General features: G+C 60.9%; 45 protein-coding genes and 1 tRNA gene. 6 read left to right on the top strand and 40 right to left on the bottom strand.

What is annotated here, in order from left to right:
• Nucleotides 1-27: 27 nt before the first annotated feature.
• From BANT918_RS18125 to BANT918_RS11745, 35 genes are all read right to left on the bottom strand, one after another.
• Nucleotides 28-330, bottom strand: a complete 303-nt coding sequence (locus BANT918_RS18125; RefSeq protein ID WP_101620429.1) for an HNH endonuclease — start codon at nt 328-330, stop codon at nt 28-30.
• Nucleotides 331-730: 400 nt separating this feature from the next.
• Nucleotides 731-1,315, bottom strand: coding sequence for an HNH endonuclease signature motif containing protein (locus BANT918_RS18120; RefSeq protein ID WP_101620427.1), 585 nt, complete (start codon nt 1,313-1,315; stop codon nt 731-733).
• Nucleotides 1,308-1,655 (bottom strand): hypothetical protein, encoded by a 348-nt coding sequence (locus tag BANT918_RS11865; protein WP_101620426.1) that lies wholly within the window; start codon nt 1,653-1,655, stop codon nt 1,308-1,310. Before BANT918_RS11865 ends, BANT918_RS18120 begins: the two co-directional genes overlap by 8 nt.
• A 236-nt stretch (nt 1,656-1,891) precedes the next feature.
• A complete protein-coding gene (locus tag BANT918_RS11855; RefSeq protein ID WP_101620424.1) occupies nt 1,892-2,269 on the bottom strand; it encodes a hypothetical protein in 378 nt (125 codons plus the stop codon).
• A complete protein-coding gene (locus BANT918_RS11850) occupies nt 2,266-2,466 on the bottom strand; it encodes a hypothetical protein (protein ID WP_101620423.1) in 201 nt (66 codons plus the stop codon). Before BANT918_RS11850 ends, BANT918_RS11855 begins: the two co-directional genes overlap by 4 nt.
• Nucleotides 2,467-2,558: 92 nt before the next feature.
• Nucleotides 2,559-2,777: a hypothetical protein gene (locus BANT918_RS18115; protein WP_418904418.1), complete on the bottom strand. Its 219-nt coding sequence runs from the start codon at nt 2,775-2,777 to the stop codon at nt 2,559-2,561.
• Between the two features lie 11 nt (nt 2,778-2,788).
• The gene (gene ssb / locus BANT918_RS11845; protein WP_101620422.1) at nt 2,789-3,343 is read right to left on the bottom strand and encodes a single-stranded DNA-binding protein; all 555 of its coding nucleotides are present in this window, start codon (nt 3,341-3,343) and stop codon (nt 2,789-2,791) included.
• Nucleotides 3,344-3,360: 17 nt separating this feature from the next.
• Nucleotides 3,361-4,656 (bottom strand): replicative DNA helicase, encoded by a 1,296-nt coding sequence (locus BANT918_RS11840; protein WP_101620421.1) that lies wholly within the window; start codon nt 4,654-4,656, stop codon nt 3,361-3,363.
• Nucleotides 4,649-4,777, bottom strand: coding sequence for a hypothetical protein (locus BANT918_RS17935; RefSeq protein ID WP_267892102.1), 129 nt, complete (start codon nt 4,775-4,777; stop codon nt 4,649-4,651). Before BANT918_RS17935 ends, BANT918_RS11840 begins: the two co-directional genes overlap by 8 nt.
• A gap of 3 nt (nt 4,778-4,780) precedes the next feature.
• Entirely contained in the window at nt 4,781-5,521 is a 741-nt protein-coding gene (locus BANT918_RS11835) for a hypothetical protein (RefSeq protein ID WP_145996981.1), read from the bottom strand.
• Between the two features lie 83 nt (nt 5,522-5,604).
• Nucleotides 5,605-5,772 carry a hypothetical protein gene (locus BANT918_RS17450; protein ID WP_167389461.1) on the bottom strand — a complete coding sequence of 56 codons (168 nt, stop codon included), beginning with the start codon at nt 5,770-5,772 and terminating at the stop codon, nt 5,605-5,607.
• Between the two features lie 121 nt (nt 5,773-5,893).
• Nucleotides 5,894-6,058 carry a hypothetical protein gene (locus tag BANT918_RS17445; RefSeq protein WP_167389460.1) on the bottom strand — a complete coding sequence of 55 codons (165 nt, stop codon included), beginning with the start codon at nt 6,056-6,058 and terminating at the stop codon, nt 5,894-5,896.
• Nucleotides 6,059-6,069: 11 nt separating this feature from the next.
• Nucleotides 6,070-6,471 (bottom strand): hypothetical protein, encoded by a 402-nt coding sequence (locus BANT918_RS11830; RefSeq protein WP_101620419.1) that lies wholly within the window; start codon nt 6,469-6,471, stop codon nt 6,070-6,072.
• Between the two features lie 45 nt (nt 6,472-6,516).
• Complete coding sequence (locus tag BANT918_RS17440; protein WP_167389459.1) at nt 6,517-6,675, bottom strand: hypothetical protein; 159 nt, start codon at nt 6,673-6,675, stop codon at nt 6,517-6,519.
• Nucleotides 6,676-6,774: 99 nt separating this feature from the next.
• Nucleotides 6,775-6,924 carry a hypothetical protein gene (locus tag BANT918_RS17435; protein ID WP_167389458.1) on the bottom strand — a complete coding sequence of 50 codons (150 nt, stop codon included), beginning with the start codon at nt 6,922-6,924 and terminating at the stop codon, nt 6,775-6,777.
• Nucleotides 6,921-7,586, bottom strand: a complete 666-nt coding sequence (locus BANT918_RS11825; RefSeq protein ID WP_101620418.1) for a DNA-methyltransferase — start codon at nt 7,584-7,586, stop codon at nt 6,921-6,923. Before BANT918_RS11825 ends, BANT918_RS17435 begins: the two co-directional genes overlap by 4 nt.
• Nucleotides 7,586-7,888, bottom strand: coding sequence for a hypothetical protein (locus BANT918_RS11820; protein WP_101620417.1), 303 nt, complete (start codon nt 7,886-7,888; stop codon nt 7,586-7,588). Before BANT918_RS11820 ends, BANT918_RS11825 begins: the two co-directional genes overlap by 1 nt.
• A complete protein-coding gene (locus tag BANT918_RS11815; protein WP_101620416.1) occupies nt 7,885-8,121 on the bottom strand; it encodes a hypothetical protein in 237 nt (78 codons plus the stop codon). The genes BANT918_RS11820 and BANT918_RS11815 overlap by 4 nt, the downstream gene beginning before the upstream one ends.
• A complete protein-coding gene (locus BANT918_RS11810; RefSeq protein ID WP_101620415.1) occupies nt 8,121-8,426 on the bottom strand; it encodes a hypothetical protein in 306 nt (101 codons plus the stop codon). Before BANT918_RS11810 ends, BANT918_RS11815 begins: the two co-directional genes overlap by 1 nt.
• A complete protein-coding gene (locus BANT918_RS17430; protein ID WP_167389457.1) occupies nt 8,423-8,605 on the bottom strand; it encodes a hypothetical protein in 183 nt (60 codons plus the stop codon). The genes BANT918_RS11810 and BANT918_RS17430 overlap by 4 nt, the downstream gene beginning before the upstream one ends.
• Nucleotides 8,602-8,910 (bottom strand): hypothetical protein, encoded by a 309-nt coding sequence (locus tag BANT918_RS11805; RefSeq protein WP_101620414.1) that lies wholly within the window; start codon nt 8,908-8,910, stop codon nt 8,602-8,604. The genes BANT918_RS17430 and BANT918_RS11805 overlap by 4 nt, the downstream gene beginning before the upstream one ends.
• Nucleotides 8,907-9,677 carry a hypothetical protein gene (locus BANT918_RS11800; RefSeq protein ID WP_101620413.1) on the bottom strand — a complete coding sequence of 257 codons (771 nt, stop codon included), beginning with the start codon at nt 9,675-9,677 and terminating at the stop codon, nt 8,907-8,909. The genes BANT918_RS11805 and BANT918_RS11800 overlap by 4 nt, the downstream gene beginning before the upstream one ends.
• A 1-nt stretch (nt 9,678) precedes the next feature.
• The gene (locus BANT918_RS11795) at nt 9,679-10,725 is read right to left on the bottom strand and encodes a YqaJ viral recombinase family protein (protein WP_167389456.1); all 1,047 of its coding nucleotides are present in this window, start codon (nt 10,723-10,725) and stop codon (nt 9,679-9,681) included.
• Nucleotides 10,718-10,987: a hypothetical protein gene (locus BANT918_RS17425; protein WP_167389455.1), complete on the bottom strand. Its 270-nt coding sequence runs from the start codon at nt 10,985-10,987 to the stop codon at nt 10,718-10,720. Before BANT918_RS17425 ends, BANT918_RS11795 begins: the two co-directional genes overlap by 8 nt.
• Nucleotides 10,980-11,168 (bottom strand): helix-turn-helix domain-containing protein, encoded by a 189-nt coding sequence (locus tag BANT918_RS11790; protein ID WP_101620411.1) that lies wholly within the window; start codon nt 11,166-11,168, stop codon nt 10,980-10,982. The genes BANT918_RS17425 and BANT918_RS11790 overlap by 8 nt, the downstream gene beginning before the upstream one ends.
• Nucleotides 11,165-11,404, bottom strand: coding sequence for a hypothetical protein (locus BANT918_RS11785; RefSeq protein WP_101620410.1), 240 nt, complete (start codon nt 11,402-11,404; stop codon nt 11,165-11,167). The genes BANT918_RS11790 and BANT918_RS11785 overlap by 4 nt, the downstream gene beginning before the upstream one ends.
• Nucleotides 11,401-11,586: a hypothetical protein gene (locus BANT918_RS11780; protein WP_101620409.1), complete on the bottom strand. Its 186-nt coding sequence runs from the start codon at nt 11,584-11,586 to the stop codon at nt 11,401-11,403. The genes BANT918_RS11785 and BANT918_RS11780 overlap by 4 nt, the downstream gene beginning before the upstream one ends.
• Nucleotides 11,583-11,843, bottom strand: coding sequence for a hypothetical protein (locus BANT918_RS11775; RefSeq protein ID WP_101620408.1), 261 nt, complete (start codon nt 11,841-11,843; stop codon nt 11,583-11,585). Before BANT918_RS11775 ends, BANT918_RS11780 begins: the two co-directional genes overlap by 4 nt.
• A complete protein-coding gene (locus BANT918_RS17420; RefSeq protein ID WP_167389454.1) occupies nt 11,840-11,980 on the bottom strand; it encodes a hypothetical protein in 141 nt (46 codons plus the stop codon). Before BANT918_RS17420 ends, BANT918_RS11775 begins: the two co-directional genes overlap by 4 nt.
• Nucleotides 11,977-12,117 (bottom strand): hypothetical protein, encoded by a 141-nt coding sequence (locus BANT918_RS17415; protein ID WP_167389453.1) that lies wholly within the window; start codon nt 12,115-12,117, stop codon nt 11,977-11,979. Before BANT918_RS17415 ends, BANT918_RS17420 begins: the two co-directional genes overlap by 4 nt.
• Nucleotides 12,114-12,362: a hypothetical protein gene (locus tag BANT918_RS11770; protein ID WP_101620407.1), complete on the bottom strand. Its 249-nt coding sequence runs from the start codon at nt 12,360-12,362 to the stop codon at nt 12,114-12,116. Before BANT918_RS11770 ends, BANT918_RS17415 begins: the two co-directional genes overlap by 4 nt.
• A gap of 1 nt (nt 12,363) precedes the next feature.
• Entirely contained in the window at nt 12,364-13,053 is a 690-nt protein-coding gene (locus tag BANT918_RS17245) for a hypothetical protein (RefSeq protein WP_145996980.1), read from the bottom strand.
• Nucleotides 13,050-13,562: a hypothetical protein gene (locus tag BANT918_RS11755; protein WP_101620404.1), complete on the bottom strand. Its 513-nt coding sequence runs from the start codon at nt 13,560-13,562 to the stop codon at nt 13,050-13,052. Before BANT918_RS11755 ends, BANT918_RS17245 begins: the two co-directional genes overlap by 4 nt.
• A gap of 59 nt (nt 13,563-13,621) precedes the next feature.
• Nucleotides 13,622-14,182, bottom strand: coding sequence for a GIY-YIG nuclease family protein (locus BANT918_RS11750; protein WP_145996979.1), 561 nt, complete (start codon nt 14,180-14,182; stop codon nt 13,622-13,624).
• Entirely contained in the window at nt 14,179-14,436 is a 258-nt protein-coding gene (locus tag BANT918_RS11745) for a helix-turn-helix transcriptional regulator (protein ID WP_101620402.1), read from the bottom strand. The genes BANT918_RS11750 and BANT918_RS11745 overlap by 4 nt, the downstream gene beginning before the upstream one ends.
• Nucleotides 14,437-14,629: 193 nt before the next feature.
• Here BANT918_RS11745 and BANT918_RS11740 point away from each other — a divergent pair, with 193 nt between their 5' ends.
• The 4 genes from BANT918_RS11740 (at nt 14,630) to BANT918_RS11725 (ending at nt 16,926) form a co-directional block, all read left to right on the top strand.
• Nucleotides 14,630-14,989: a helix-turn-helix domain-containing protein gene (locus BANT918_RS11740; protein ID WP_101620401.1), complete on the top strand. Its 360-nt coding sequence runs from the start codon at nt 14,630-14,632 to the stop codon at nt 14,987-14,989.
• A complete protein-coding gene (locus tag BANT918_RS11735) occupies nt 14,982-15,308 on the top strand; it encodes a hypothetical protein (RefSeq protein WP_145996978.1) in 327 nt (108 codons plus the stop codon). Before BANT918_RS11740 ends, BANT918_RS11735 begins: the two co-directional genes overlap by 8 nt.
• A 99-nt stretch (nt 15,309-15,407) precedes the next feature.
• The gene (locus tag BANT918_RS17410) at nt 15,408-15,761 is read left to right on the top strand and encodes a hypothetical protein (protein WP_101620399.1); all 354 of its coding nucleotides are present in this window, start codon (nt 15,408-15,410) and stop codon (nt 15,759-15,761) included.
• Complete coding sequence (locus tag BANT918_RS11725; protein ID WP_167389452.1) at nt 15,754-16,926, top strand: tyrosine-type recombinase/integrase; 1,173 nt, start codon at nt 15,754-15,756, stop codon at nt 16,924-16,926. Before BANT918_RS17410 ends, BANT918_RS11725 begins: the two co-directional genes overlap by 8 nt.
• A 57-nt stretch (nt 16,927-16,983) precedes the next feature.
• On the opposite strand, the gene BANT918_RS11720 is transcribed toward BANT918_RS11725, so the two are convergent.
• From BANT918_RS11720 to BANT918_RS11705, 4 genes are all read right to left on the bottom strand, one after another.
• A tRNA-Arg gene (locus BANT918_RS11720) sits at nt 16,984-17,057 on the bottom strand.
• Nucleotides 17,058-17,198: 141 nt separating this feature from the next.
• Nucleotides 17,199-17,405 (bottom strand): hypothetical protein, encoded by a 207-nt coding sequence (locus BANT918_RS11715; protein WP_009884062.1) that lies wholly within the window; start codon nt 17,403-17,405, stop codon nt 17,199-17,201.
• Between the two features lie 185 nt (nt 17,406-17,590).
• Nucleotides 17,591-17,905, bottom strand: a complete 315-nt coding sequence (locus tag BANT918_RS11710) for a thiamine-binding protein (RefSeq protein WP_009884061.1) — start codon at nt 17,903-17,905, stop codon at nt 17,591-17,593.
• 55 nt (nt 17,906-17,960) lie between these two features.
• Entirely contained in the window at nt 17,961-19,151 is a 1,191-nt protein-coding gene (locus BANT918_RS11705) for an acetyl-CoA C-acetyltransferase (protein ID WP_101620397.1), read from the bottom strand.
• Nucleotides 19,152-19,378: 227 nt separating this feature from the next.
• Between BANT918_RS11705 and BANT918_RS11700 the strand changes: the two genes are divergently transcribed.
• A complete protein-coding gene (locus tag BANT918_RS11700; RefSeq protein ID WP_101620396.1) occupies nt 19,379-20,950 on the top strand; it encodes a cell division protein in 1,572 nt (523 codons plus the stop codon).
• 126 nt (nt 20,951-21,076) lie between these two features.
• On the opposite strand, the gene BANT918_RS11695 is transcribed toward BANT918_RS11700, so the two are convergent.
• Complete coding sequence (locus BANT918_RS11695; protein WP_233429488.1) at nt 21,077-21,373, bottom strand: hypothetical protein; 297 nt, start codon at nt 21,371-21,373, stop codon at nt 21,077-21,079.
• A gap of 30 nt (nt 21,374-21,403) precedes the next feature.
• On the opposite strand from BANT918_RS11695, the gene nucS reads away from it, so the two are divergent.
• Nucleotides 21,404-22,099, top strand: a complete 696-nt coding sequence (gene nucS / locus BANT918_RS11690) for an endonuclease NucS (protein ID WP_101620395.1) — start codon at nt 21,404-21,406, stop codon at nt 22,097-22,099.
• Nucleotides 22,100-22,101: the final 2 nt, after the last annotated feature.

Genomic DNA, 22,101 nt, shown 5'->3' with positions numbered 1-22,101 from the left:
GTTTTCATTATTCGTTCGCCGGCCCGATTACTCATCGCGTTCACGCTTCCGACTCCAATCGCGTGACGTCCTCGTCAGCCCCGGCTTCGGGTCGCCTGCGCCTTTGTCGCGGTTGCATTGCCGGTGAGAGGGTGCAGTATTTGCAGGATCGTATCGGAGCTCGGGGAACTTGGCTGCGCTCTTCTTGTGGTCGAGCTCGAAGGACATTGGATCTGTTCGCTTCAAGCTCATGTCGATGAGATCGCCACACAACCAGCAACGCACGTTGTCGTGGCCTTTGTATGCGTCACGGTTCTTGCGGTGTCGTGATCCGTACTTGCTATCACTCATTGTCTTGATCCTTCAGTAGCATCTCACCGTAAGGTTCCTGCGTGACGCACGTCTTGACGCCTGCGCCTTGGAACACTCGACCGCTTGCGATCCATGGGACTGGTTGTGGCCTGAGCACGCGCACCCAGCGCCAGCACCGCAGTGCCCACCGGCGGTACCCCTGCCACCCCCTACCTACCCCGGCCAGCATGGCCCACCCCCTGCCCACCCTGGGGTGCCTGCCCCCTGCCCTGTCTGGCCTGGGCCACTACCCCCACCACCCAGGCCATACCCCGGCCCACCCCTGCCAGCAGGTGTGCCGTCCAGATGATGGGTGCTTCGATTGGGTGTGCCCGCTGTCTGGGGTCGGGTCTGTGGAGGTTCTGCCTGTATCTGCGGGTGATGTAGTCGGAGGTGGTCATTACGCAGCCCTCCCATGCATTGTTTCCATGTGTCGCTTAATCTGCCTGAGGCTCTTGCCGCACACCTCACACTCAACGGCAGTACGCTTTGACCACCTCTCCCTCTGGGATAGCCGCTCGGCCTCACGGTTGCGTTCCTGGCGCTCACGACGGCACTGGAGGCACACCTTGAACTTCCCGCCACTGTGGAATGTGACGCCCGTCTTGGCGTACTCGTGGCCGTTCTTGCAGTGCGTTATCGACGATGCCCAGTGTGTTCCATGCAGGATCTGGTCATACTCGTTCTCCGAATGTGTTCCCCACCGAAGATTCTCAATCCGGTTGTCCCCAGGGTCTCCGTTGAGGTGCCGCGTGATCATTCCTTCTGGACGCGGACGATCAAATGCTTCCAGGACGAGAACGTGAACTCGCCTGTTTCGCACCTTTCCGCCTTGCTGGTCCGCCATCCTCACGATCCTGTAACCCTTGCTGTTCACTGTTGGGCGCAATTCGCAATTCGATACATTCGACCTGACCCGCCCGTCGCTGCTGACTGAGTAGCGTCCGTTCATGCCTTCGATGGCCCTCCGCTCCCGGTCAATCATTTGAGCCTCCTGTTCCGAGTAGTGCGTCAATCGCTTCTCTCGCCTGGTCCCGCATGCCGTCCCGATACTCGTGGTCTCTGGTGCCAGTGAGGTTGCCGCCGAGGGCTTCGTTGCTCGGCCATTCCTCGCCGGGTTCCAGGCACGCCAGCAGCCGCGCCACCCGCTCGACCGCCTCGTCGGTGCGGATATGGTCAATGATTGCTTCGGCCGCTACCACGTCTTCAAACTGCACGCCCCGACCCCCTGGTGAATACGTGTCTGCCAGAATGCCCGCGATCCTGTCCCGTAGTTCGTCATCCGAACTTGTACGGTTTCGTTGATAGTTGGACTCGTCACTCATGCTTCCCCTCGATCCGGTACGGGTTGGGTTCAGGGTCATACGGCTTGCCCGACGGTGTGGCCGTTCCGTACGGAGACGAACATCCCGTCTCATATCCCTCGTCCCAGGCTTCGGCTCGGACTTGCTCAATGAAGCGGTCGAACTCGGCATCCAGCTCACTAGGTGCAACAACGTTCTCATTGACAATCCCCCACCGGTGGTATGCCTCTCGCATTCCTCCCATGCTTGGCGTGTACTCACTCATCACTGTCTTCTTCCGGTGCCTTCACCCATCCCTGACCAGCCAACCAGGGGCCAAGCTCTAATGCTCCCGAACGGAGCATCCCCCACGTCTCAAGATCGGCTGTGGCCTTCTCCGCGTTCGTCGGCTCCGGGTCGGAGGTGATCGTCAGCCCCAGTTCCAAGGCAAGGCGTCGAACTCCGGAATTGAACTCTCCTACGGACTCCGATATGAGCAGGTTGTCCACGGCCCTGCCGAATTCGCTATCCGTGATTGTCCGTCCGGGCACCTCGTCGGGGTGATCGTCCAGCCAGCGGAGGACTGCGACGGTTGGCGCCAGGTTGCCACCAATGTCGCGGCGTATCTGATTCGTCAAGCTGATGTGGTCTCTCATGCTTCCTCCTTGAAGTTGATCCGGTCGGCGTCGACGAACAGGGTGACACTGAGTCTCGCGATCCCTTCGCCTGGGACGTCAAGCTGAATACCCTCGTCTGCGCTGAGCATCCACGGGAATTCAGCCCCGTCGATGTCGAGGCGTTGCAGGCGGCTGTTCTTCGTCACGATGGTCACGTTCTGGGGTAGCTGGGGCATGGTCTTCTCGATTCTTTGATTTCGGCCATTTAAGGCGATTGTTTTGTTGAGTGGTGAGATTGTCCAGTCCAGGCATGAAAGCGCCGGAAATCCTAGCTGTGATCGCGTTCCGACCATGTTCCGGGCAGCTGCCAGAGGTCACGCTTCGGATTATGCACGAGATCATCAGTGGAGCATGTGCGGTTCGGGTACTCGCCGCGGCGATGCTTATCGCCTGACGATGTGCCCGAGAAGGTCTCATGGCAGGCACAGCAGTGTTCCGCCCTCATGCCGCCCCAGGTCTTGGAGCATTCGGTGCAAGTGGTTTTCATGATTCGTCCTTTCAGAACGGCGGCTCATCCGGGTTGCGGTTGTCGGTCCCCCACGGGTCGGTGCCCGGCGTGGCCTGCTGGGCCTGCTGCTGGCCGTCGCCACGTGCTTCCGCGAGTAGTCTCCTGTGATCGTCGCCGAAACTACTCCCCCATCCCGACGACTGCTGCTGATCGGCTGGGTGTGGTGGGCGGTTGCCCTGCGCGCTCGGGTTCTTCGTCACCACAGCGGTCGCCCTGACCAGGGACACGGACACGTCGTCGGCAGCGAGTTCGAACGTGGAGTGTTTCACCCCGTCCTTCTCCCAGCTGTTCGGCTTCAGGTTCCCGGTGACGATGACGCGGGTTCCGCGCTGGACCGACTCGGCCACGTTCTGCGCGAGGTCACGCCAGGCGGTGACGCGCATGAAGATCGTCTCGCTGTCCTTGAACTCGTTGGTCTGTTTGTCAAAGAACCGCGGGGTGCTCGCCACCGTGAAGTTGACGACGGCGACTCCATTCGGTGTGAAGCGCAGCTCCGGATCGGAGGTCGCGTTGCCCTGAATCGTGAGTTTTGTTTCGTTAGCCATGATGTCTTCCTTTTCGGTTAGGCGGATAGTGCGCGGTTGGTTGCGAATGATGGCTTGAATTGCGGGTCGTGAACCTGAGCGAACTCCCCATCCCAGTCGAGAGAGAAGTTCCCCATCCGGCCCTGGCGGTTCTTTGCCACGGCGACATTGAGCGGCGTGCCTGGGTCGGGGTCTTCGCGGTGCAGGAGGATGACGCAATCGGCGTCCTGCTCGATCGCCCCTGATTCGCGAAGGTCAGCGAGGCCGGGCATTGAGCCTCTTGTGGATTCACGGTTGAGCTGAGACAGAATGACAACCGGCACGCCGAGCGTCTTCGACAGGATCTTCAGCGACCTAGTCCACCTGGCGATCTCTTCGTGGCGCTTGCGTCCCTGATCGCGCTTGTCTGTGGACCCCATGAGCTGCAGGTAGTCGACGACGATCATTGACAGGCCGGGTCCGCGCTTCAGTGCGGTGGCATGGCGCTTCACGCCTTCGACGGTGAGCATCGCGTCATCGTTGATGTAGAGCTGATCAAGACCGTCTGCCTTGATCCCCTTCAGACGCTCCCACTCGGACCTTGACATGTTCGAGTTGAGAACGTGGCCGAGGGGGATGTGGAGCAGCTGGGAGAACACGCGCTTGTGGATTTCGCCGCGCCCCATTTCCAGCGTGCACATGAGCACGGGACCGGACTGAAGTTCCTGCACGGCGGCCTGCAGGGCGACTAGGGTTTTGCCGCTACCCGGTCGGGCTCCAATGACGTACAGGGCCTCCGGTCGCCAGCCGGCAATAAGGTCGTTGAGCTCCTGCCAGGGTGTGGCCACATATCGCGGCGGCTGCTCCATCTCCTTGATGGTGTCCCACATTTCTTCGGACATCGGCTTGATAGCCACAGGCGATCGTGATTCCACGGCTTCTAGCGATGACTGGATGTGAGCGACGATGGACTCGGAATCTTCACCCGATTGGGCCATGTCGATCAGCGTTGACCCGACCAGCATGAGACGACGCCGTGCAGCATTCTCGGCGAGGATCCGTGTGTACTCTTCAGCGACGATGGTGATCGGCGCTTCTCGGAGCATCGTCGACAGCTCGTCGGCCCCGAGCTGTCGCTGCAGGTTTTTGTCCTTCGCGATTTCGGCCATGACGGTGGCGATGTTCACTGGCCGTCCGTCTCGCTTCATCTGCTGGAAGGTTTCCCACAGTGAACCGTAGCGGGGTTCGTGAAAGTCTTCTGCGGCGGCGGATAGGGTTTCCAGCGTCTCGCCGTCTTTCAGCAGTACGTTGCCGAGGATTCCGAGTTCGATGGTTCTCTGGGATTCGTCAGTCATTGGTGTCTCCGATTCTGAGTGCAAGGTCGAGAAGGCTGTGGCAGAGGGTGATGGCTTCTTCGTCGTCGCGGACGGATTCGATCATCTTGACCGCGGCGAAGATCATTGCGTCATCGTTCATTTGCTACCTCCACAGGTGGGCGTTGGGGTCGCCGGTCTGGCGATTGGATTCGTTCTGGTATTTGCTCGATTGCAGAAGCCAGTTGGAGAAGGAAGCGTTCCAGGATGCTTGCCGTCTGTCGTTGGCTGCTGCGTGGTTGCGGAATCGTTCGACCTGCTCGTCAATGTCGAGTCCTAGCTGTACTGCTTTGTCGCAGTGGTCCTGACTGGGCGTCCAGTCGTCGGGGAGTTGGGTGGCCGGTCGCTTGCGACCTTTGGGCGCTTCTTCTTCGTTCAACGAAGCATCCATATCCCCTATTACCCTGTTACCCTCTTCCCCTGTTACAAGGGCCGCACTCGGCCCGAAGTCTGCCGAATTTCGGGCACTCTCTTCTGGAACGAGGGCCAGTTGCGCTCCGGCATCTTCCTGGGGAATAACGTTTCCGCTGGTCACGTCGTATATTTGCCCCTTATCGACGCGTGGATACCTAGACTCCAGGCGGAAGTGTTTCGACTGATGATCCTTGAAATTGGTGATCCAGTAGTAGGGACGGTTTTTCACCTTGTAGAACACCACTCCATAGGCTTCGGCTACCTCTCCGCAGACTTCGGCAAAGCTCTGCCAGGTTCGGGCGCTACCTGCCGAATTTCGGGCACTCATGCGCGGAAGCTCGGCCACGTCATCATTTGGGAACACGAAAGCCTCCAGTTCCTTGAGGTTTGCAGTGCCGTGTCCGGAGTCGTCAGCCCAGTTCCACATCGCCATGAAAGTCAGCCGAACAGCCAAGTCCGCTTGTGCTGTAGATGGTGAGTCCCAGAACTCCGGCTTAAGCGTACGAATCCGTGCCATTAGGCATCGCCTTCGCGGGCCATGAGTTCTTCGACCGATGCGCCCTTGAGTGCTGAGATCGCCTGCTCCACGGCACGCTCATCCTGCCGATGAGAGAGGATTGAAAGCGCAAGCTGATTGCGTTCGAATGCCTGCTGAAGGGTCAGCGAATGCGATACGCTGTCCATAGCCACTCCTTTCAAGTGGTCAGCCCCGGAATCACACGAGTTGTCCGCTCGTGCCGGGGCGATCTTTTTCCCTGTGCGTCTAACGGTACCACTCACGATGCACAATCCTTTTGAACGCATGTCACTTCGCCAGGCCCAGCATGTCGAGTATGTCGGCGTGACTGTCAGGCTCCCAGGACTTGATTACAGCGGTCGCCTGGGCCTTCTGTTCGTCGGTGTTGGACACGTCTTCGAGGGCGTGTGTTCCGAGGCTTCCGTGTGAGAGGAATCCGATGCTGTTGACCATGATGGTGCTCCTTATTCCGGGACGTGTTCGTGGATGAATTTAAGGGTGATGCGCCGCCACCCTTGCTCGGTGACACGGGGCCCGCGCTCGTAGGTGGTGGAGACGATATGGTCGCTGCTGTCATCAACAAGTGCCCGCGCTTGGACCATGCCGTCGATTAAGCACTTGACCGTGGGCGCACAGTTGTCGGGGTCCGCTCTGCCGTGGGTGCGCAGTCCGACCTCAACGACGAGGCGGCAGGGTGTGGGTATGGCGAGGCGCGTCTGCCGGGCGAGGAACAGGCCGCGGTTGCGCAGTGCGATCTTCCGCTGCCTCTCGGGCCGCCAGTGAAGCCGGGAGTTGGCCGATATCCACTCATTGTCTGGCACATCGACGACGATGGTGCTGACGCTCGCGGGTGCTGCCTGAGTCATGGCGCTACCCCTTTCGTGTGGTGGGATTAGACGATGCAGATATGACTATGCAGCTTCCGTACCCGGCCAGTCCTCGGTGTCGATGGGTTCATTTTTGAACGGGTGGAGTCCCTGGCTGATCCGGTCGAGTCCGGTCCTGTCGCCGATTGCTTGCGCGAGTTCCGCGAATCTGCGGTGTCCTTCTCTGGCCTGTGTCTTCGTCATCATCTTTCTCCTGTTTCTTCTTCCATTCCCGGTAGCGGGCCATGCGTTGTTTGGCGGCGAACTTGCCGCCGAGGTGTCGGTCTCGGTCAGGTGTGCGGGTCATGGTGTGATTCCCAGCATGGCGAGGATTGTTTCCCGGTCCTCGGTGCTCTCGGCCATGCGCTTCACGGCGTCGGTGTCCTTGGCCGGGATCTCGTTGATCGGTTCGTAGTAGGCGACTGTGTTCGCGAATCCGAGTGAGTTGGTCATGAGGCATCTCCGAAGTCGAGCGTTCCCTGACTGAGGCGCGTGGCGATGATCTCGCAGTATTGCTCTTCGACCTCCACGCCGATCGCTTTGCGCCCCGCGGACTTGGCAGCAACGAGGGTGGCCCCGGACCCCGCGAACGGATCTGCGACTCTCCCGTCCGGGCATTTTTCGAGCAGCGCCTCCATCAGCACCACGGGCTTCGGGGTGGGGTGCCCGTATCGTTCTGGCGATGCAGAGTGCAGGCTGGGGATCGAGTAGATGGCCGGCACACGCTTCCCCTGCCACCCCCGGCCGAGTACATACACCTGTTCGGTAGCATCGGCCCAGGGCATCGTGTAGTCGCCTGAGAACCCGTTTCCGCCGCGCTTATCCCAAATGATCATCTGCCGCGTTGATACTGGCATGGGCCTGCGCCAGAACCCGAAGACGAGTGCTGGCTTCTCGCCCCAGGTTTCGAGTGCTTCGTCTCTGGCGATTGTGTTTTTGTCCCCGGCAACGCGTATCTTGCTGGCCTCCCCGTCTCTCCATCCGTGCCGGCTGCGGAAACCTCCCCCATACGGCGGGTCGGTCACTAGCACGTCGGCGTCCAACCACTCCCGATGCTCAGTGAGGCAGTCCCCGAGAAATAGCGTCACCTGGTCATCTTGGTAGTAGATGCTCATCAGAAATTCTCCGGATAGGCTTCTCGCACGGATGCTTCCATGTTGTCTTCCACGTGGCCGAATAGGATCACGTATTCCTCTCCCCTGTTCCACGAGAACAATTCGCCATTCCACCCCGAATACTGGTCGTCGTCGCAGTCGCCGATGACGATGTTTACTTTCACGTCGGGGTCGATTTCCGCGAGCTGCTCGCGTAGATCTCCGACAGTTAGTTCGTTCACTGAGCGTGTGCCTGCATGAGCATCGCGGTTTCCCGCTTCCGCCTCTGCGTGGTTGGATTTAGATTTCCCGAAAGCCTTCACGCTTCCTCCAATTCGTCGAATATGGTCAGTTGGTCGAGGTCTTCCCAGCGGATAACACGTGAGCTTCCCCCACCGACGACGTGGACGCCTTCGCCGGTGCATTCGAATTTCACGCGGGCTCGGATGCCCATGACCCGCCGTGCCGCCAGGTCGGCTTGCACGGCAGGGTCGAGGACGTTGCGGCCGTACAGTGACGGGGCGAGCAGGTACTTCACAAACTCGAAGTCACACATCACCCCGTCACCTCGAATAATCCGGGCTGGATGACGTCGAATGCTTCGATCGTTTCCGCGTACTCGAGTAGCTGCTCGTAGTCGACAACCTCGGTCGGGTGGAGGCGGATGGTGAGCGTCGACCTGTCGATGTCGTGCGGCTGTCTGGCGACTCCCGCTCTCACGGCGTCGTGCGGCTGTCTGGCGACTCCCGCTCTCACGGCGCGGCGGGTGAACGCCTCCTGTGCGGTGACGTTCGCCTGCTGGGTGATGCCGATGACTTCGCGCCCGTCCGGGTGGATGGTGGTGATCTTGATGAAGCTCATGACGTCACCTCCTGCATTCGTGCCTGCCGTTCCTGGATTCTCTCGACGGCGATCGCTACGGCTTCGGCGGCGGTGCCGACTGTGGCTATGGTCCATCCGCCGTCAGCGACGACGACACGGACCTCCCAGCCCCGCACCCCCACCTTCCTGATTAGAAGGTGGGCGGGGCGGGGTTTCATGACAGCCCCCGGATGAGACGCTCGAACATTGATTCCGTGCGTCGTGCGTCCTTGTCGTCCTTCTCGCTGGCTGCGCCCCAGGACTTCATGAACTCCTGGAACTCCTGCCCCGACGAGGCCGTGAGTAGCGTTGAGATCTCGTCGGGCATGGCGTTGATGATCGGCTCCGGGTTGTCGTCGCGAGTCAACGGCACCAGCGCCTCAGTGGGCATGGAGTTCACGGCGAGCATCGTGATCGGTTCCTCGACCCACGAGACGCGGAACGTAACCTCGCGGGACTGCGGTGGCTTCCGGGTGTAGGTCATGACTCCTGCCCGCCGATCTTCTTCGAGTGGGCGTCGAAGTCGCCCTGAACGCGTGCTTGCGTCTGTGGGTCGAGGCCGTTCCACAGCACGTTCATTTCCTCGACGGTGGTTGTTTCGGCCAGGAGTTCGAGCGTGTCGGTCGTGTCAGCGGTTGGCTTGCTGCCCCCCAGCGCCGGGTCGAGTTTCGCGTTGACGACGGTGGACGTGACTCGCGTGTCGGGATCCTGTTCGAGTTCCTCGACCGCGTAAGCCATGCCCAGCAGCGCGTCCGGGGCGATACGCCGGCACACGTCGCCAGCGGCGCGAGCATAGAGCATCGCCTGTGGCTCCGTCTTGTACTTCTTGTTCGACGTGTACCCCGCCTTCTCGGCGCGTTCGATCGTCCATGTCACGACTTCCTCATGCTTGGACCCCTTGCGGACTCCGGCGACGGTTACGGATGTGTCGGATTCTTCGACGGTGCGCACTGTGTGCCCCTTGGCCTGGACGATGCCGACCATGGTCCGCGAGTACAGCCCCGGCCTTCCCGAGATGACGAAGACGTTCTGCAGGGATGCGAGTGCGTTCATCCCGATCTGGTCGCCGTACATGATCGCCGCGGCCGCCTCATCGGTCTTGCCCTTGAAGTGCGGTCCGACCATGGCGGTGTTGCACAGGGCCGCAGCGATCTTGTGAGCGTCGGCGAGCTTAGCCGCGGTCATCGCGAGGTCTCCGCCCTGGTCGATGAGGGCTCCGGCGTTGTTGTTGATGGTGTCGAGTTCAGTCATTTCAGTTCTCCTTGATGTTCTTCACGGTCAACCGCCTGGATTCGGACGGCCTGGTGTATTCGGCGGCGAGGTCGGCGTGGTCGACCCCGAATGCCTTCTGGTCGAAGCGGTTAGAGGTCACGGTCTTGTAGGTGGCGAGTTCACGCTCACCGTCCGTCAGGGTCTCGTGGCCGGCGAGCTGGGTTTTCAGCCCTTCGTCGATGGTCTTCTTCTCCTTCGTCAGCTCCTTGATTGCCCCGTCGACCTCATTGCGGCGCTTGACGAGATCCACGGTCCCGAATGCGGCCTGGATGCTCGTGCCCGCCTCGGTCACCGGCCACACGTCGTCAGCGGCGGACGATTCGGGCCAGACGATCATGGACGGGTCATTGGCTTTCACGGCCCGGTCCATGGCGGCTACGGCGTCGAGGATGCGCTGCTGGACTGCTTCGTCGGGTTCGATGGGTCCGACAATGATCGTGTCGAGCAGGGCCGCCTCGATGAACCACGAATCGTTGTAGGCGCGCCTGGGAACGCCGTCGTAGTCAAGGCGGTCGTTGCGGATGCCGACGACGAAGTAGATGGGGCCGCGGCCCATGGTCAGCGAGTAGTGATTGCACTGAATATAGGGATGCCCCGGCACCGTTCCCGCCTCCCACATGCGCCCGTTCTCCGAGCGCATGCCGGCGGTCTTGAACTCCGCGATCCCGCCGTCCGAGGTGAGCCGGTCGACGTTTGCGATGAGAAGCGGGTTGTCTTTGTTCTGGTAGGTGCCGGCGTTCCTGGTCTTGAGGTCCGTCTCGTCTTCGAGCAGCGCGGCCAGGGTCGGTTCCATGTAGGACCCGAAACGCATGATGCCGGTCTCGTCCACCTGGTTAGCCACGGCGCCGGTCTTGCGGTCGAACACGTCACGCACGGTCTCGAACTTGTTCACGCCGAGCAGTGTTGCCGCGTCAGTGCCTGTGTAGCCTGTGGCGCGCAGGTCATGCCAGGCTTGCGTGTGTTCCTGTTTCGCTGGGAGGGCGAGTGTTGCGGCTGGGATTTTCCAATCGACTGCTGATTCAGGCATCATCATCCTCCGCGTCCACGTCAATTTCGTCGCGGTCGGTTCCGTCGACGATCCACTGCGCGAGTCGCATCGTCTGGCTATCGAACATGCTGGACACTGAGTGAGTGCCGTCGAGCACATACCTGCCTGTCAGGTGCTCCGCAGCGGGCACGGTGTACTTGGCGGCGATTTCGAGAGCCGTGATTCGTTCGCGCTGGCCAGCGGTCATGTTCCTGTACGGCTCGGCGTTGTAGTCCGGGTAGAAGCTGTTGTAGTCAAGCATGGGTTTCCTTCTTCCTATTGATGTAGTCCTGTACGTCGTCGGGGTCGAATCTCCACGACCCGCCGATGGGGATCGCGGGGAGTTCTCCCGATTTGCGTAATTCGTACACGCCGCGGAAGTGGATCCCCAGCCACTCCGCGACCTCGTGGCAGTTGAGCAATCGGCGAGTGAGGACGGTCATGAGTCCTCCGATAGCCCGAAGCGCTCGGCGAGCAGCGCTTGCGTCTCGTCGTCAAGGTGAGCGCCTTCTCCTGCGAGCACGCAACGCAGGTTCGTTATCGCGATCAGGTTCGCCGTCCGCTGCTCGAATGCGAGGGCGAGAGTGGCCTGGGCGATTGCCCACTGCTCGTTGTCCTCGGTGACTCCGGGGCGGTGTTGGTGGCACTCGGCGTAAGGGTTTCCTGGTAGCGAGTTCATGAGTCCTCCCCTGCGTCGTAGGCTGAGGCGAAGACGCCGAGCCAGGTGATTCCCAGGCCGAGCAGCGACAAGCCATTGAAGGTGAAGCTGAGCGTGTAGCTGTAGAGGTAGAGGCTCATGCCCATGATGATGAACGGCAGCCACAGGGCGATGAGGCGCCGGCGGGCGTAGACGGTGGTCATGAGTTGTCACTCCCGTGGAAGACGGTACGAACGTTCCTCATGTAGTTGTTGAGGTACGCCTCCGGCTTCGGGTATGGCTCCGTCGCCTTCTCGACTGCCTTCATGAACTCGTCGACTGCGTAGGCGTACTGCTGGGCGGTCCGCTTCTCCACCTCAGTCCTGTTTTCCTTCGATCGGGCCAGTTCGGCGGTCCTGGTTGCGAGATACAGGGCCGTGACCCCGGCACCGACCGCCTTGATTGTTGCGAGTGTCTTCATTGGTCTTCCTTCTTCTGGCTGTTGGTGAATTTGTCGCGGTCCCGCGTGTACTGCGCCCACCCGAGGGCGACGAAGAATCCGAGAGCGACTGCGGAAATGATGGTGACTGCGGTGCCGACGATGATGACCTCAGTCATGGCGTCTGCTCCTTCGCTGCGGCCTCGTTGTCGGCGACGATCGTGAGGAAATGCTTTGTCACCGCCAGGTCGTCACCCGACACGGGGAAGTTCTCGAGACCGGCGACTGGCTGGGAGTAGATCGCGGGGATGGTCATGATTCGCCCTCGGCTTTGCGCTTCGCGGCGTCCAGCAGGGGTGTCCCCCATTTCACTCTCTTAGATCCATTGACACGGCTCGGCATCAGCTTGACGATCGCATCCCTGCGCTCAATGAACTTTTGGAGCTTCATCTCATCGTGGGCGGTCTCGGGGCCGTTGGCGATGAGTTCCGCGATCCTCTCGTTGAGAACGTTTCGCGCCGCCCGCAGATCGCCCTCGTAGAACTTCGTGTAATCAGTCATTTCAGTTCTCCTTGTGATTGGTTGATGTTGAGATTTGGCCGCACTTGCGGAGGTTATGTCGTCGGCTAGCGATGGAGTGATAACCGCGGCCAAGGGCGAATGCAAGTTCAAGATCCCCACCGACCCATGTAAGGACCAACTCGTCCTCTTCGGGGGTCCATCGCGTAAAATTTCGATTGGCCCTTTCGGTCGCTATGCGCTGCCGCTCCCTACGCTTGCGCTCCTTCGCCTCGACCATCGAGGGGTTCGCGTCCCGCCACTGCGCGACGCGGGCGCTGACCTGATCTGCATTCGCGACTCGATCGAGGCGCTTTTTTTCATTCACTGCATCGCGGTTCCTGGCGACGTAGTTCCGTCGCTCCTGGCGGCGCTTTTCCGGATCTTTCCAGTACGCACGCTTGCCGTATGTCTTGAATCGATCCGGATCATCACGGCGCGCAGCACGCACATTCGCCTGATATACGTGAGCACGCTCCTGATAGGCGGCGTTTGCTGCGTCTCGACATTCATTGCAAGGCTTCTCGCCTCGCTTGTAGTGCGCCTGAGCCCCCGCTCGTGTCCCATGCTCAATCGGCTTACGCTGGCCTTTTCGGGACTGGCTATAGCAGTCACGGTCGCAATATCGCTTCTCTTGCGATGGGAACCTCACCACAAACGGATGTCCACAATGCGCGCACTCACGCTCGATCATGACGCCTTCTTGTCAGTGAGCTGGGCCAGCCGAGCGAAGTGGGCGCGGATAGCCTCGGTCGCCTCGGTGGTCATGTCGAGGTCGAACCGCTTGCAGGCTTCAGCGAACTGCTCACGCTCGTCAGGCGAGAATTCCACGATCAGCCGATACGGAGGACGCTGGTGGCCGCGAGTGTGCTGGCGGACCAGTGTCGCCGCCTCGGGCGGAACACCGTTCGACCTCTGCCGCCTCAGGTCTTTCACTGACCCGGTGCCGATCCCGGTCCTGGCCGAGATCGCCTCGACCGCCTCACCCTCAGCCAGCATCGCGTAGACGACGTGTGCGCGAACCTCACCGGCGAGTCGCACACCGTCCATGCGGTCTGCCCAGGCCTCAGCGAAGGTGGCGTAGCCCAGAGGCTCCCAGGCCTTCGCCTCGATGATCTTGATGATGGTCTTCTCGATGTTGAGGAAACCATCACGCAGCTCATCCCACAGCGCGGCTGACGCTTTCTTGGTAAGCTTGCTCATGTTGTTGCTCCTTTCGGGATCCTGGCCCTCAGCTGTTCGCGCAGCTGGGGGCCGTTTTGTTATGCGGGTGATGAGATTGACTGGATATAGCGAGCGAGGCGGTCGTTCTTCTTAAACCATTCGCCGGCCACTCGGTACTCTGCGAAACGACGGTGAAGAATTCCTTCGTCGTATATGCCGCCCTGCTCGACTGCGAGGATTCGGGCGCTCTTCGTTGAAAGACCTTCAGGACTGATTGATCCGTGGCCTCCGCGGATCTGCCCGAGCCTGATGATGGGGTCATGGGAGAATCCGATCTTGATGTAGTCGCCGGCTTCGATAAAGTAGACGAACGACTCGGACTCGAACTGCCTGATTATGTCCTCCACGCGAAGGGCCTCACGGATAGCGCGGGCAGGATCTTCTGTATCTGCGTCCCTGATTAACTCGAGCCGGACAATCTGCTGCTGAATATCAATCAGCTTCTGCATGACCCTGTTCACGCTGGCCCCGGCCTGATCAACGCTGGCCTTGGCTGAAATAGCCTCAGAGATTGTCGATTCGATCATCGGGGTCAGGTTGGACATTGACTCCATGTGCTGCTGCGCCCTCTGGACGTTCAGGTCGAGCGCCTCCATCACGCCGCGTACCTAATCCGCTCGATGGTGAAAAGGTCTTCAGTCTCCACACCGAGGGCTTTCGCAACCTTCCCCGCGGTCTCTGGTGTGCAGCAGTTGCGGGAGCCGAGCATATTGCCGATGGTGCTGGGCGAGACACTTGCCCTGATCGCCAGGGTTGCGTTCGTCCATCGCTGGAACTTCATCAACGTGCGAATCTGCGACTTGTGAGGACGAGCGGTGAACCCGCGTCTTGTCTCTTCGTACTTGGTGGCCATGTCACCCACTCCTTAAAGTTTCTTGTTCTCCGTGAACACTTTGAACTCTAGGCCATGTGACTAGGAATATGCAAGCCTCTCCTGAAACTTTCTGAACTTCCGCGCCGTAGAGCGAATTACACGGTCGTGCTTTGTGTCGAGCAAGCACACATTAGACTTGTGTCGCCCCCTCCTATCGTGGAAGGTAAATGACATGAGTCGACTATCGGAGCTACTGAGTGGCCTACGTAGACAGAGAGGTATGAATCAGCCGCAGATCGTCGCTAAATCAGAAGAGCTTGGTGTTCCGATATCGAAAGGCAATGTTTCCCGCTATCTCAGCGGCCGGCATCCAAGCCGACCAAACGAAGCGACACTGGTCGCCTTCGCTCGGGTGTTCGATGTTCCGGTGTCGGAGGTTATACGCGCCGCTACTGACACTGGCCGCGAACCGTATATCCCAGACCCGGCTTCGGATAAGCTCACTGCAACACAGCGCCGCCTCGTGGACGACTTAATTCGCGAGTTGGCGCGCACTAATCACCCTCAAGACAAGGAGCAAGACAATGGCTAAAATGAGCCGCTTCAATAAAATCCCTTGGTGGATGCAGATCCTCGGCGGTGCCACCCAGGAAGCGCCGAGCACAATCGCCGGGGCGCCGAGCCTGACCTCCATGCGCAGGGCCTCGAAGAATCCGAAGGTCATCAAGGAGCGCCTGGATGAGCTGTTCGATGGTTCGCCGGTGGTGAAGTTCTACCTGATGCACACGGGCGTGAAGATCAAGGATCTCGTCCAGGGTGCCCGTGAGCGCGGGTATGAGCCGCAGCCGTCCGAGCAGATCGGCGAATGGTCCCTGGAGGTTTACGCGCTCAAGGAGTCGCCAGAGCAGTGACCCTCCCGCGGTGCTCATCGCCGTACACCTGTCTGCGCATCATCCAATCCGACCACCCGATCAACCAGACTGTCCACACGCACATTAAAGGATGAGCCCATGCCAACGCTCCCGATACTTCTGAAACAGCACAAGGAACTCAAACGATTATCGTTCGCCGAGATGGAGAAGGCGACGAGGATCCCGAAAGCCACGATTGCGTGGATGACCCGCTCCACGCACCAGTTCACGACGAGCCCTGAGAACGTGCAGGCGATCTCGCTGGGCCTGCGTATCCCCATGCGGGAGGTGCAGTTGGCCGCGATTGAGTCCGCGGGGCTAATGCCGTCTGATTGGCGGTCGTCTGATCGTCTTGTCAACATTGCTGATGAGCTTGAACATCTCAGCGATGAGGATTTCCGGCTGGTCGCTGAGCTTGCCGTCCGCCTTGCTAGGGGTGAGGGTCGTGGCTAGGCCGCCGCTTCCAATTGGTGCTTGGGGTGACATTGGCATCACGGGCGTCAAGGGCCGGTACAGGGCCGCGGCACGCTACCGGGGCAAGGATGGGCGCACCCGCGTCTTCTCCCGCTTCCGGCCCACGAAGGGCGCTGCGCGGCAGGCACTACTCGATCACTTCACGGACATGTCCACGGCGGACCGTTCCGGCACGCTCCTGCCGGAGTCCCGGACTTCTGATCTGCTCGATGAGTGGCTGGCCCGGTATACGGCGGCGAAGAATCCACCGCAGACAACGCGGAAGGCCCATGCACGCGCTGTTGGCATCGCCGGTGAGCATGTGGGCGGTCTGCGCATTGTCGAAGCGTCCACAGCCCGCCTGGATGCGGCTGTGCAGGCTGTGGCCGCCAAGCGTGGCGTGGAGACTTCCCGACAGGTGGCCGGCGTCCTGCGTCAAGGCTTCGGGCTGGCCCTGCGTCTCGGCGCCGTGTCGGTGAACCCGGCTCTCGGCATTGAGGTCAAGACTGCGACCGCAGAGCCGGTGCGGGCCATGACCGCCAGTGAAGTGCAGGCGCTGCGCAAGGGGGCGCGCGACTTCGAGGCCATGCCGACGAGATCCACGCGCCCGTGGCGTCGAGAGATCGCGGCCGCCATTGATGTGATGCTCGGCACCGGCGTGCGCATCGGTGAGCTCGCTGGACTGCGCTGGGCTGATGTGGACCTGTCGGGCGTGCCGGCGACGATGACGGTCTCCGCGATCGTGACGCTTGATGAAGTGGGAGTGTCGCGGCAGGAGCGGACGAAGACGGCCTCGAGCGAGCGTGTCCTTTACTTACCGAGGTTCGCAACCGAGGCGCTAAGAAAGCATCGCAAGAAAGCACTCGATGATTCGGACGATTCCCCCGTCTTCCCGAACGAGGCTGGCGGGTGGTGGGACACGTCAGGGATCCGCCGGCGGTTCCGGGAGGTGCGGAGGTTGGCCGAGCTGGATTGGGTGAGCCCGAAGACCATCAGGAAGACCGTGGCGACCGCCGTCTACAACTCGGACAGCTTGGACAATGCGTCCCAGCAGCTTGGACACTCCGAGGTCGGGGTCACGTCGAAGCACTACGTTCAGCAGTCGAATATGGGCCCAGTCGAGGTTGTCGGAGTGCTTGATTCGTTTATCAAAAGCGTGTCGTAAGCGTGTCATTCACTGTTTCCGGTGACCCTCGGAACATGTCCCGTTCCTGGTCAGCAGTACCCCCGGCGGGGTTCGAACCCGCGACCTACCGCTTAGAAGGCGGTTGCTCTATCCAACTGAGCTACGGAGGCTCAAATATCCTAACCGATTCGTGATCCAGAACAGAAAGCGGCCCTCGTCAAAGCCTCGGAGACGAACTCCGAAACTTCGACAAGGGCCGTTGTCAGCAAGCTGCGTCGCCACTGTGAATCACGCGACGATCGGGCATTGCATCAGTACAGTCGAGCGGCACGCTCCAGTGACTTTCGCACGGTCACGAACGCAACCATCACAAGCCCGGTCAGAGCCAGGATGACGGCCACGGCTTCGATGGCGAAGGCAAAGTCAACGATGACCGGAAAGAAGCCGGCGGCCATGAAACCGAGCAGGGCAACCATCGTCAGTGCGGTGGCTGTAGTGAAATAGGTGGACCCGTTCATTGTTCATCTCCTTCTTTCTTAAGAAAAGAGTAGACCTGAATGAGACCTACGTCACTATGAATTCCCCGAAAATTTCCGCTGCGCCCAACTTACCGCTGGGTACTTCCCGCCCCACACCTCCTGGCTCCGGTGCGGCGATCCATGTGCTGCGACCGGCGAGCCTCGACGGTGACGCCGAGGGTCGATCAGTCGCCGCCGCGGGCGTCGAGGGCCTTTTCCAGACGTTCGAGCTTGCCATCGATCTCCCCCGTGTATCCCGGACGAATATCGGCCTTCAACACCAACGCCACGCGTGGACCGAATTCGCCGACGACGTCGGTGGCCTCCTTGACCACAGCGAACACCTCGTCCCAGTCGCCTTCGATCGTGGTGAACATCGAATCGGTTCGGTGCGGCAGCCCGGAACGTCGGACCACCTCCACAGCAGCGGCTACCGCGTCATGGACCGACGCGTCTGTGTTGTCACCGCCGCTGGGAGCGACGGAGAATGCGACGAGCATCATGCTCTCCTCTTGGATCGTGACCCGTTGTACTCAGGGTCAAATGCGGTTGGGATCAGTTCTGGGCGGGCACAGTGATGATCAGCGAGTCTCCCTGTCCTCCGCCACCGCACAGCGCGGCGACACCGGTTCCGCCACCTCGGCGCTGGAGTTCAAGGGCCAGGGTCAGCACGATGCGTGCCCCGGACGCTCCGATCGGGTGGCCGAGTGCCACTGCGCCACCATTGACGTTGACCTTGTCCGGGTCAACGCCCAGGTCCTTCGAACTGGCCAGGCCCACCGCGGCGAAGGCCTCGTTGATCTCGTAGAGGTCGAAGGAATCGGCGGCAACGCCTTCCTTCTCTGCAGCTGCCTGGATCGCCTGCGAGGGCTGATGCTGCAGAGAGGAGTCGGGACCGGCAGTCCATCCATGGGAGCGGATCTCAGCGAGGATCGGGGCACCGAGCTCCTCGGCCTTCTCCCGGGACATGACGACGACGGCGCATGCTCCATCGGAGATCTGTGACGCGTTTCCGGCGGTGATGGTTCCATCCTTGCGGAAGGCTGGCCGCAGCTTGGCCATCGACTCCGGTGTGGTCTCGGCGCGCACACCTTCGTCGTTGGACACGGTCACATCGCCCTTGCGGCCGGGAATGGTGATGGGTTCGACCTCATCGCCGAAGAGGCCCGACTCCCAGGCGGTTGCCGCGCGCTGATGCGAACGAGCTGCGAAGGCGTCCTGGTCCTCGCGGGAGAACTCGAAGTCTCCGGCGTTGGCGTCTTCGGTCAGTCCGCCCATGGCCTGGTCGGTGAAGGCGTCCCACAGGCCGTCGTAGTCCATATGGTCCTTCACCACGATGTCACCGTATTTGTAGCCCGAGCGCGACTTCTCCAGCAGATGGGGAGCCAGGCTCATCGACTCCTGCCCACCGGCGACGACGACGTCGTATTCCCCTGCCCGCACCAGCTGTGCAGCCTGTGTGATCGCGTTGATGCCCGACAGACACAGTTTGTTCACGGTGACACCCGGCACGCGCATCGGGATGCCGGCCTCAACCGCGGCCTGTCGCGCAGGTCCCTGACCGAGCCCGGCCTGCAGAACCTGCCCCATGATGACGTACTCGACGTCCTCGCCGGTGATCCCTGCGCGGTCAAGTGCGCCGGAGATAGCCTTGCCGCCCAACTGCACAGCTGTCTGCGACGACAGGCCACCCTGCAGACGTCCGAATGGTGTGCGCGCACCCGCGACGATCACTGCTTCAGCCATATTTCCTCCTCAGGTATTTGAACCCTGCTCGAGCGCAGAGAACTCGGTGAAATGCTTCCTGCTCCAAGGGTAGTCGAGCTGTCTGTGGCCTCGGTCACGGGGGCCGTGTCACAACGTGACAGGACGTGTCCACACTTGAGAATTCGCACCCCACACTCATGGTGCGTCCGTTAGAGTAGGGGTGGAAGATGAGACCACATCCCTTGACACGACAGGAGTCCACTTCAGTGACGCCCAGCGAAGAATTCCGCACAGCGATGCGCGGCTACGAAAAAAGTGAAGTTGATTCTCGCCTGCAGCAGCTGCGAACCGAGGTCGAGTCCGTTCGTAAGGCCCTCTCCGATGCCCGCAGCCAGGTCATCAACGCTGATCGCGCGAAACTTCAGATCGCCGGTGAACTCTCTGAGGCGAAGGCTCAGCTGAAGAAGGCCGCCAATGACAGCGCCGAGGCGTCTGGCCCTCCCGGAAGCCGCATCGACCATCTGCTCAAGATCGCGGAGTCCCAGGCACGTGAGACTCTGTCTCAGGCGAACTCCGATGCGGAGACGATCCGCAACAAAGCACGTGCCGAAGCCGCGTCTGCCCGGGCACGCATGCACACAGAGAGCAACGACACTCTGTCCAATGCCCGATCCGAGGCTGATGCGATCATCAGTTCGGCCGAGATGCGCGCCGACGAGACGGTGAAGGCCGCCGAAAAGCGTGCTGCCGAGCTCAAGGCGACTGCGGAACGCGAATACAACCAAGCCAAGGAAGCCAACGAGGCAGCCACGAAGGAAGCCCGTGAGAGCCTCGAGCATGAGCTCGCCGAGCTCAAGGCCACCGCAGAGAAGCAGGCTGCCGATCTGCGGGCCGAAGCCAAGACTCAAGCCGATGAGTCGATCAGCACCGCTCAAGCACAGGCCGACGAACTCCTCGCCGCGGCGAAAGCGCGCGATGAGGCATCGACGAAGGCTGCCGACGAACTCGATGTCGAGCTGGCCGGCAAGCGCCAGGCGGCCGAGTCTGATCGCAAGAAGCGCTACGACTCCGCCCAGATTGAGAATAAGAAGCTCATCGACGAGGCTCAGGCACGTGCGGCGAAGGCCGATGCTGAGGCTAAAGAAGCCGCGGAAAGGGCAGAGACGACCCGCTCGGATGCGGTGAAGAAGGCTGACGACATCATTGCCGACGGCAAGACTCGTGCACAGACCCTCATCGGCGAGGCCCGGGCGACGGCCGAAGCCACTATCGAAGAGTCCGCCGCCGAAGCCAAGCGCAACGTGGCATCGGCCCAGTCTCAGGTCGACCTGTTGACCAAGCAGCGAAAGACGATCACAGCCCAGCTCGATCAGCTCCGTTCGCTGTTCGCCATGCCCGGTGTGATGGGCGGCGATTCTGTCGACCCGGCCAAGGCCGAGTCCGCTTCCCATGCCACCGAACAGATCGCCGATGAGCAGGAGCTCGCCGATCTTCTGGCGGAGGACCCCGAGGACGCAGACGAGCCTGACGACATCGCTGCCGACGACGCGGATGCCGGCGCGAAAGGTGCGGACAGCGCCGACGACACAGCCACATCTGCGGATTCCACGGTCACCGCGAAACCATCGGGCGAAGACGTCTCAACCGAGGCAACAGAGTCTGAGGCAACTCAGTCTGACGCCAAGGAGTCTGTCGCGACAGACGGCGCTGAGGAAGCAGAGGGCTCCGAGCTGCCCAATGGGGCCACCGACGCTGACACGATAGCCATCGACGCTCAGGTTTCAGGTGCCAAGAACAAGAAGGGCAAGGCATCGCGGTCGAGGAACTCGCTGCGCTGAGGTCCGCACTCTCCAGCATTCCGCACACTTGAGAAGGGGCCAGTTCACAGTGAACTGGCCCCTTCTTCGGATCCTGATCTCTGGTTCTTCAGATCCCGATCTGTGGTCAGCCGACAGCCGACGCCGTCACCGGAATCTCTGAAAGCATCTCGTGTGCCAGTGACGACGGGAATCCACGCCCACCTCGGTGCCATATCGGGCGGCCTGCCGCCAGGCAACAATATGCGCCGTCGACGATGGAACGTCCTGCCCGCACCCGGGACAGACATAGACCTTGCCCTGAGAATTGCCGGCGACGTTCTGCACCGACCACGTCCCGTCGGGCAGATCTCGGCTTGTGCGCAGCCCATTCACGGAGTCGGAGAGTTCGCGTGGGGCCTGCCGCCATTTGTTTTTGCGACGCGAGGAGGTAGATCGTGGCATCTGCCCATTCTCTCACGTAGGGTAAATCGCGTGCGTCTCGTCATTGCTAAGTGCTCCGTTGATTATGCCGGTCGTCTGACCGCCCATCTGCCCATGGCCACCCGTCTCATCATGCTCAAGGCCGACGGCTCGATCCTCATCCATTCGGATGGCGGATCGTACAAACCCTTGAACTGGATGACACCCCCGTGTTCAATCACCGTCACTGATCCGAGCCAGGAACAGACAGAGGTTGGGCTGGCCGAGATCTGGACGGTGTCACAGGCCAAGACCGGTGACAAGCTCGTCATCTCCATCGCCGAGGTGATCGGCGATGACCAGCATGAGTTCGGTATCGATCCCGGTCTGGTCAAAGATGGGGTCGAAGCCCACCTGCAGGAACTGCTGTCCGAACATATAGAGACTCTCGGAGACGGCTACAGCCTGGTCAGGCGCGAATATATGACGGCCATCGGACCCGTCGACATTCTCGCCCGAGACCACGGCCACAAGTCGGTTGCCGTGGAGATCAAGCGCCGGGGCGACATTGACGGCGTGGAGCAGCTGACCAGGTATCTGGAGCTGATGAACCGGGACCCGCTGCTCGCACCGGTGCGAGGAGTGTTCGCCGCTCAGGAAATCAAACCTCAGGCCCGAACCTTGGCCGAGGATCGTGGAATCCGCTGTGTCGTCCTCGACTACGATGCACTGCGCGGTATGGACGACCCCGACTCACGCCTGTTCTGAGT

The organism is Brevibacterium antiquum CNRZ 918 (assembly GCF_900169145.1).
GTDB lineage: Bacteria > Actinomycetota > Actinomycetes > Actinomycetales > Brevibacteriaceae > Brevibacterium > Brevibacterium koreense.
This window is presented reverse-complemented; position numbering and strand designations above follow the sequence as displayed.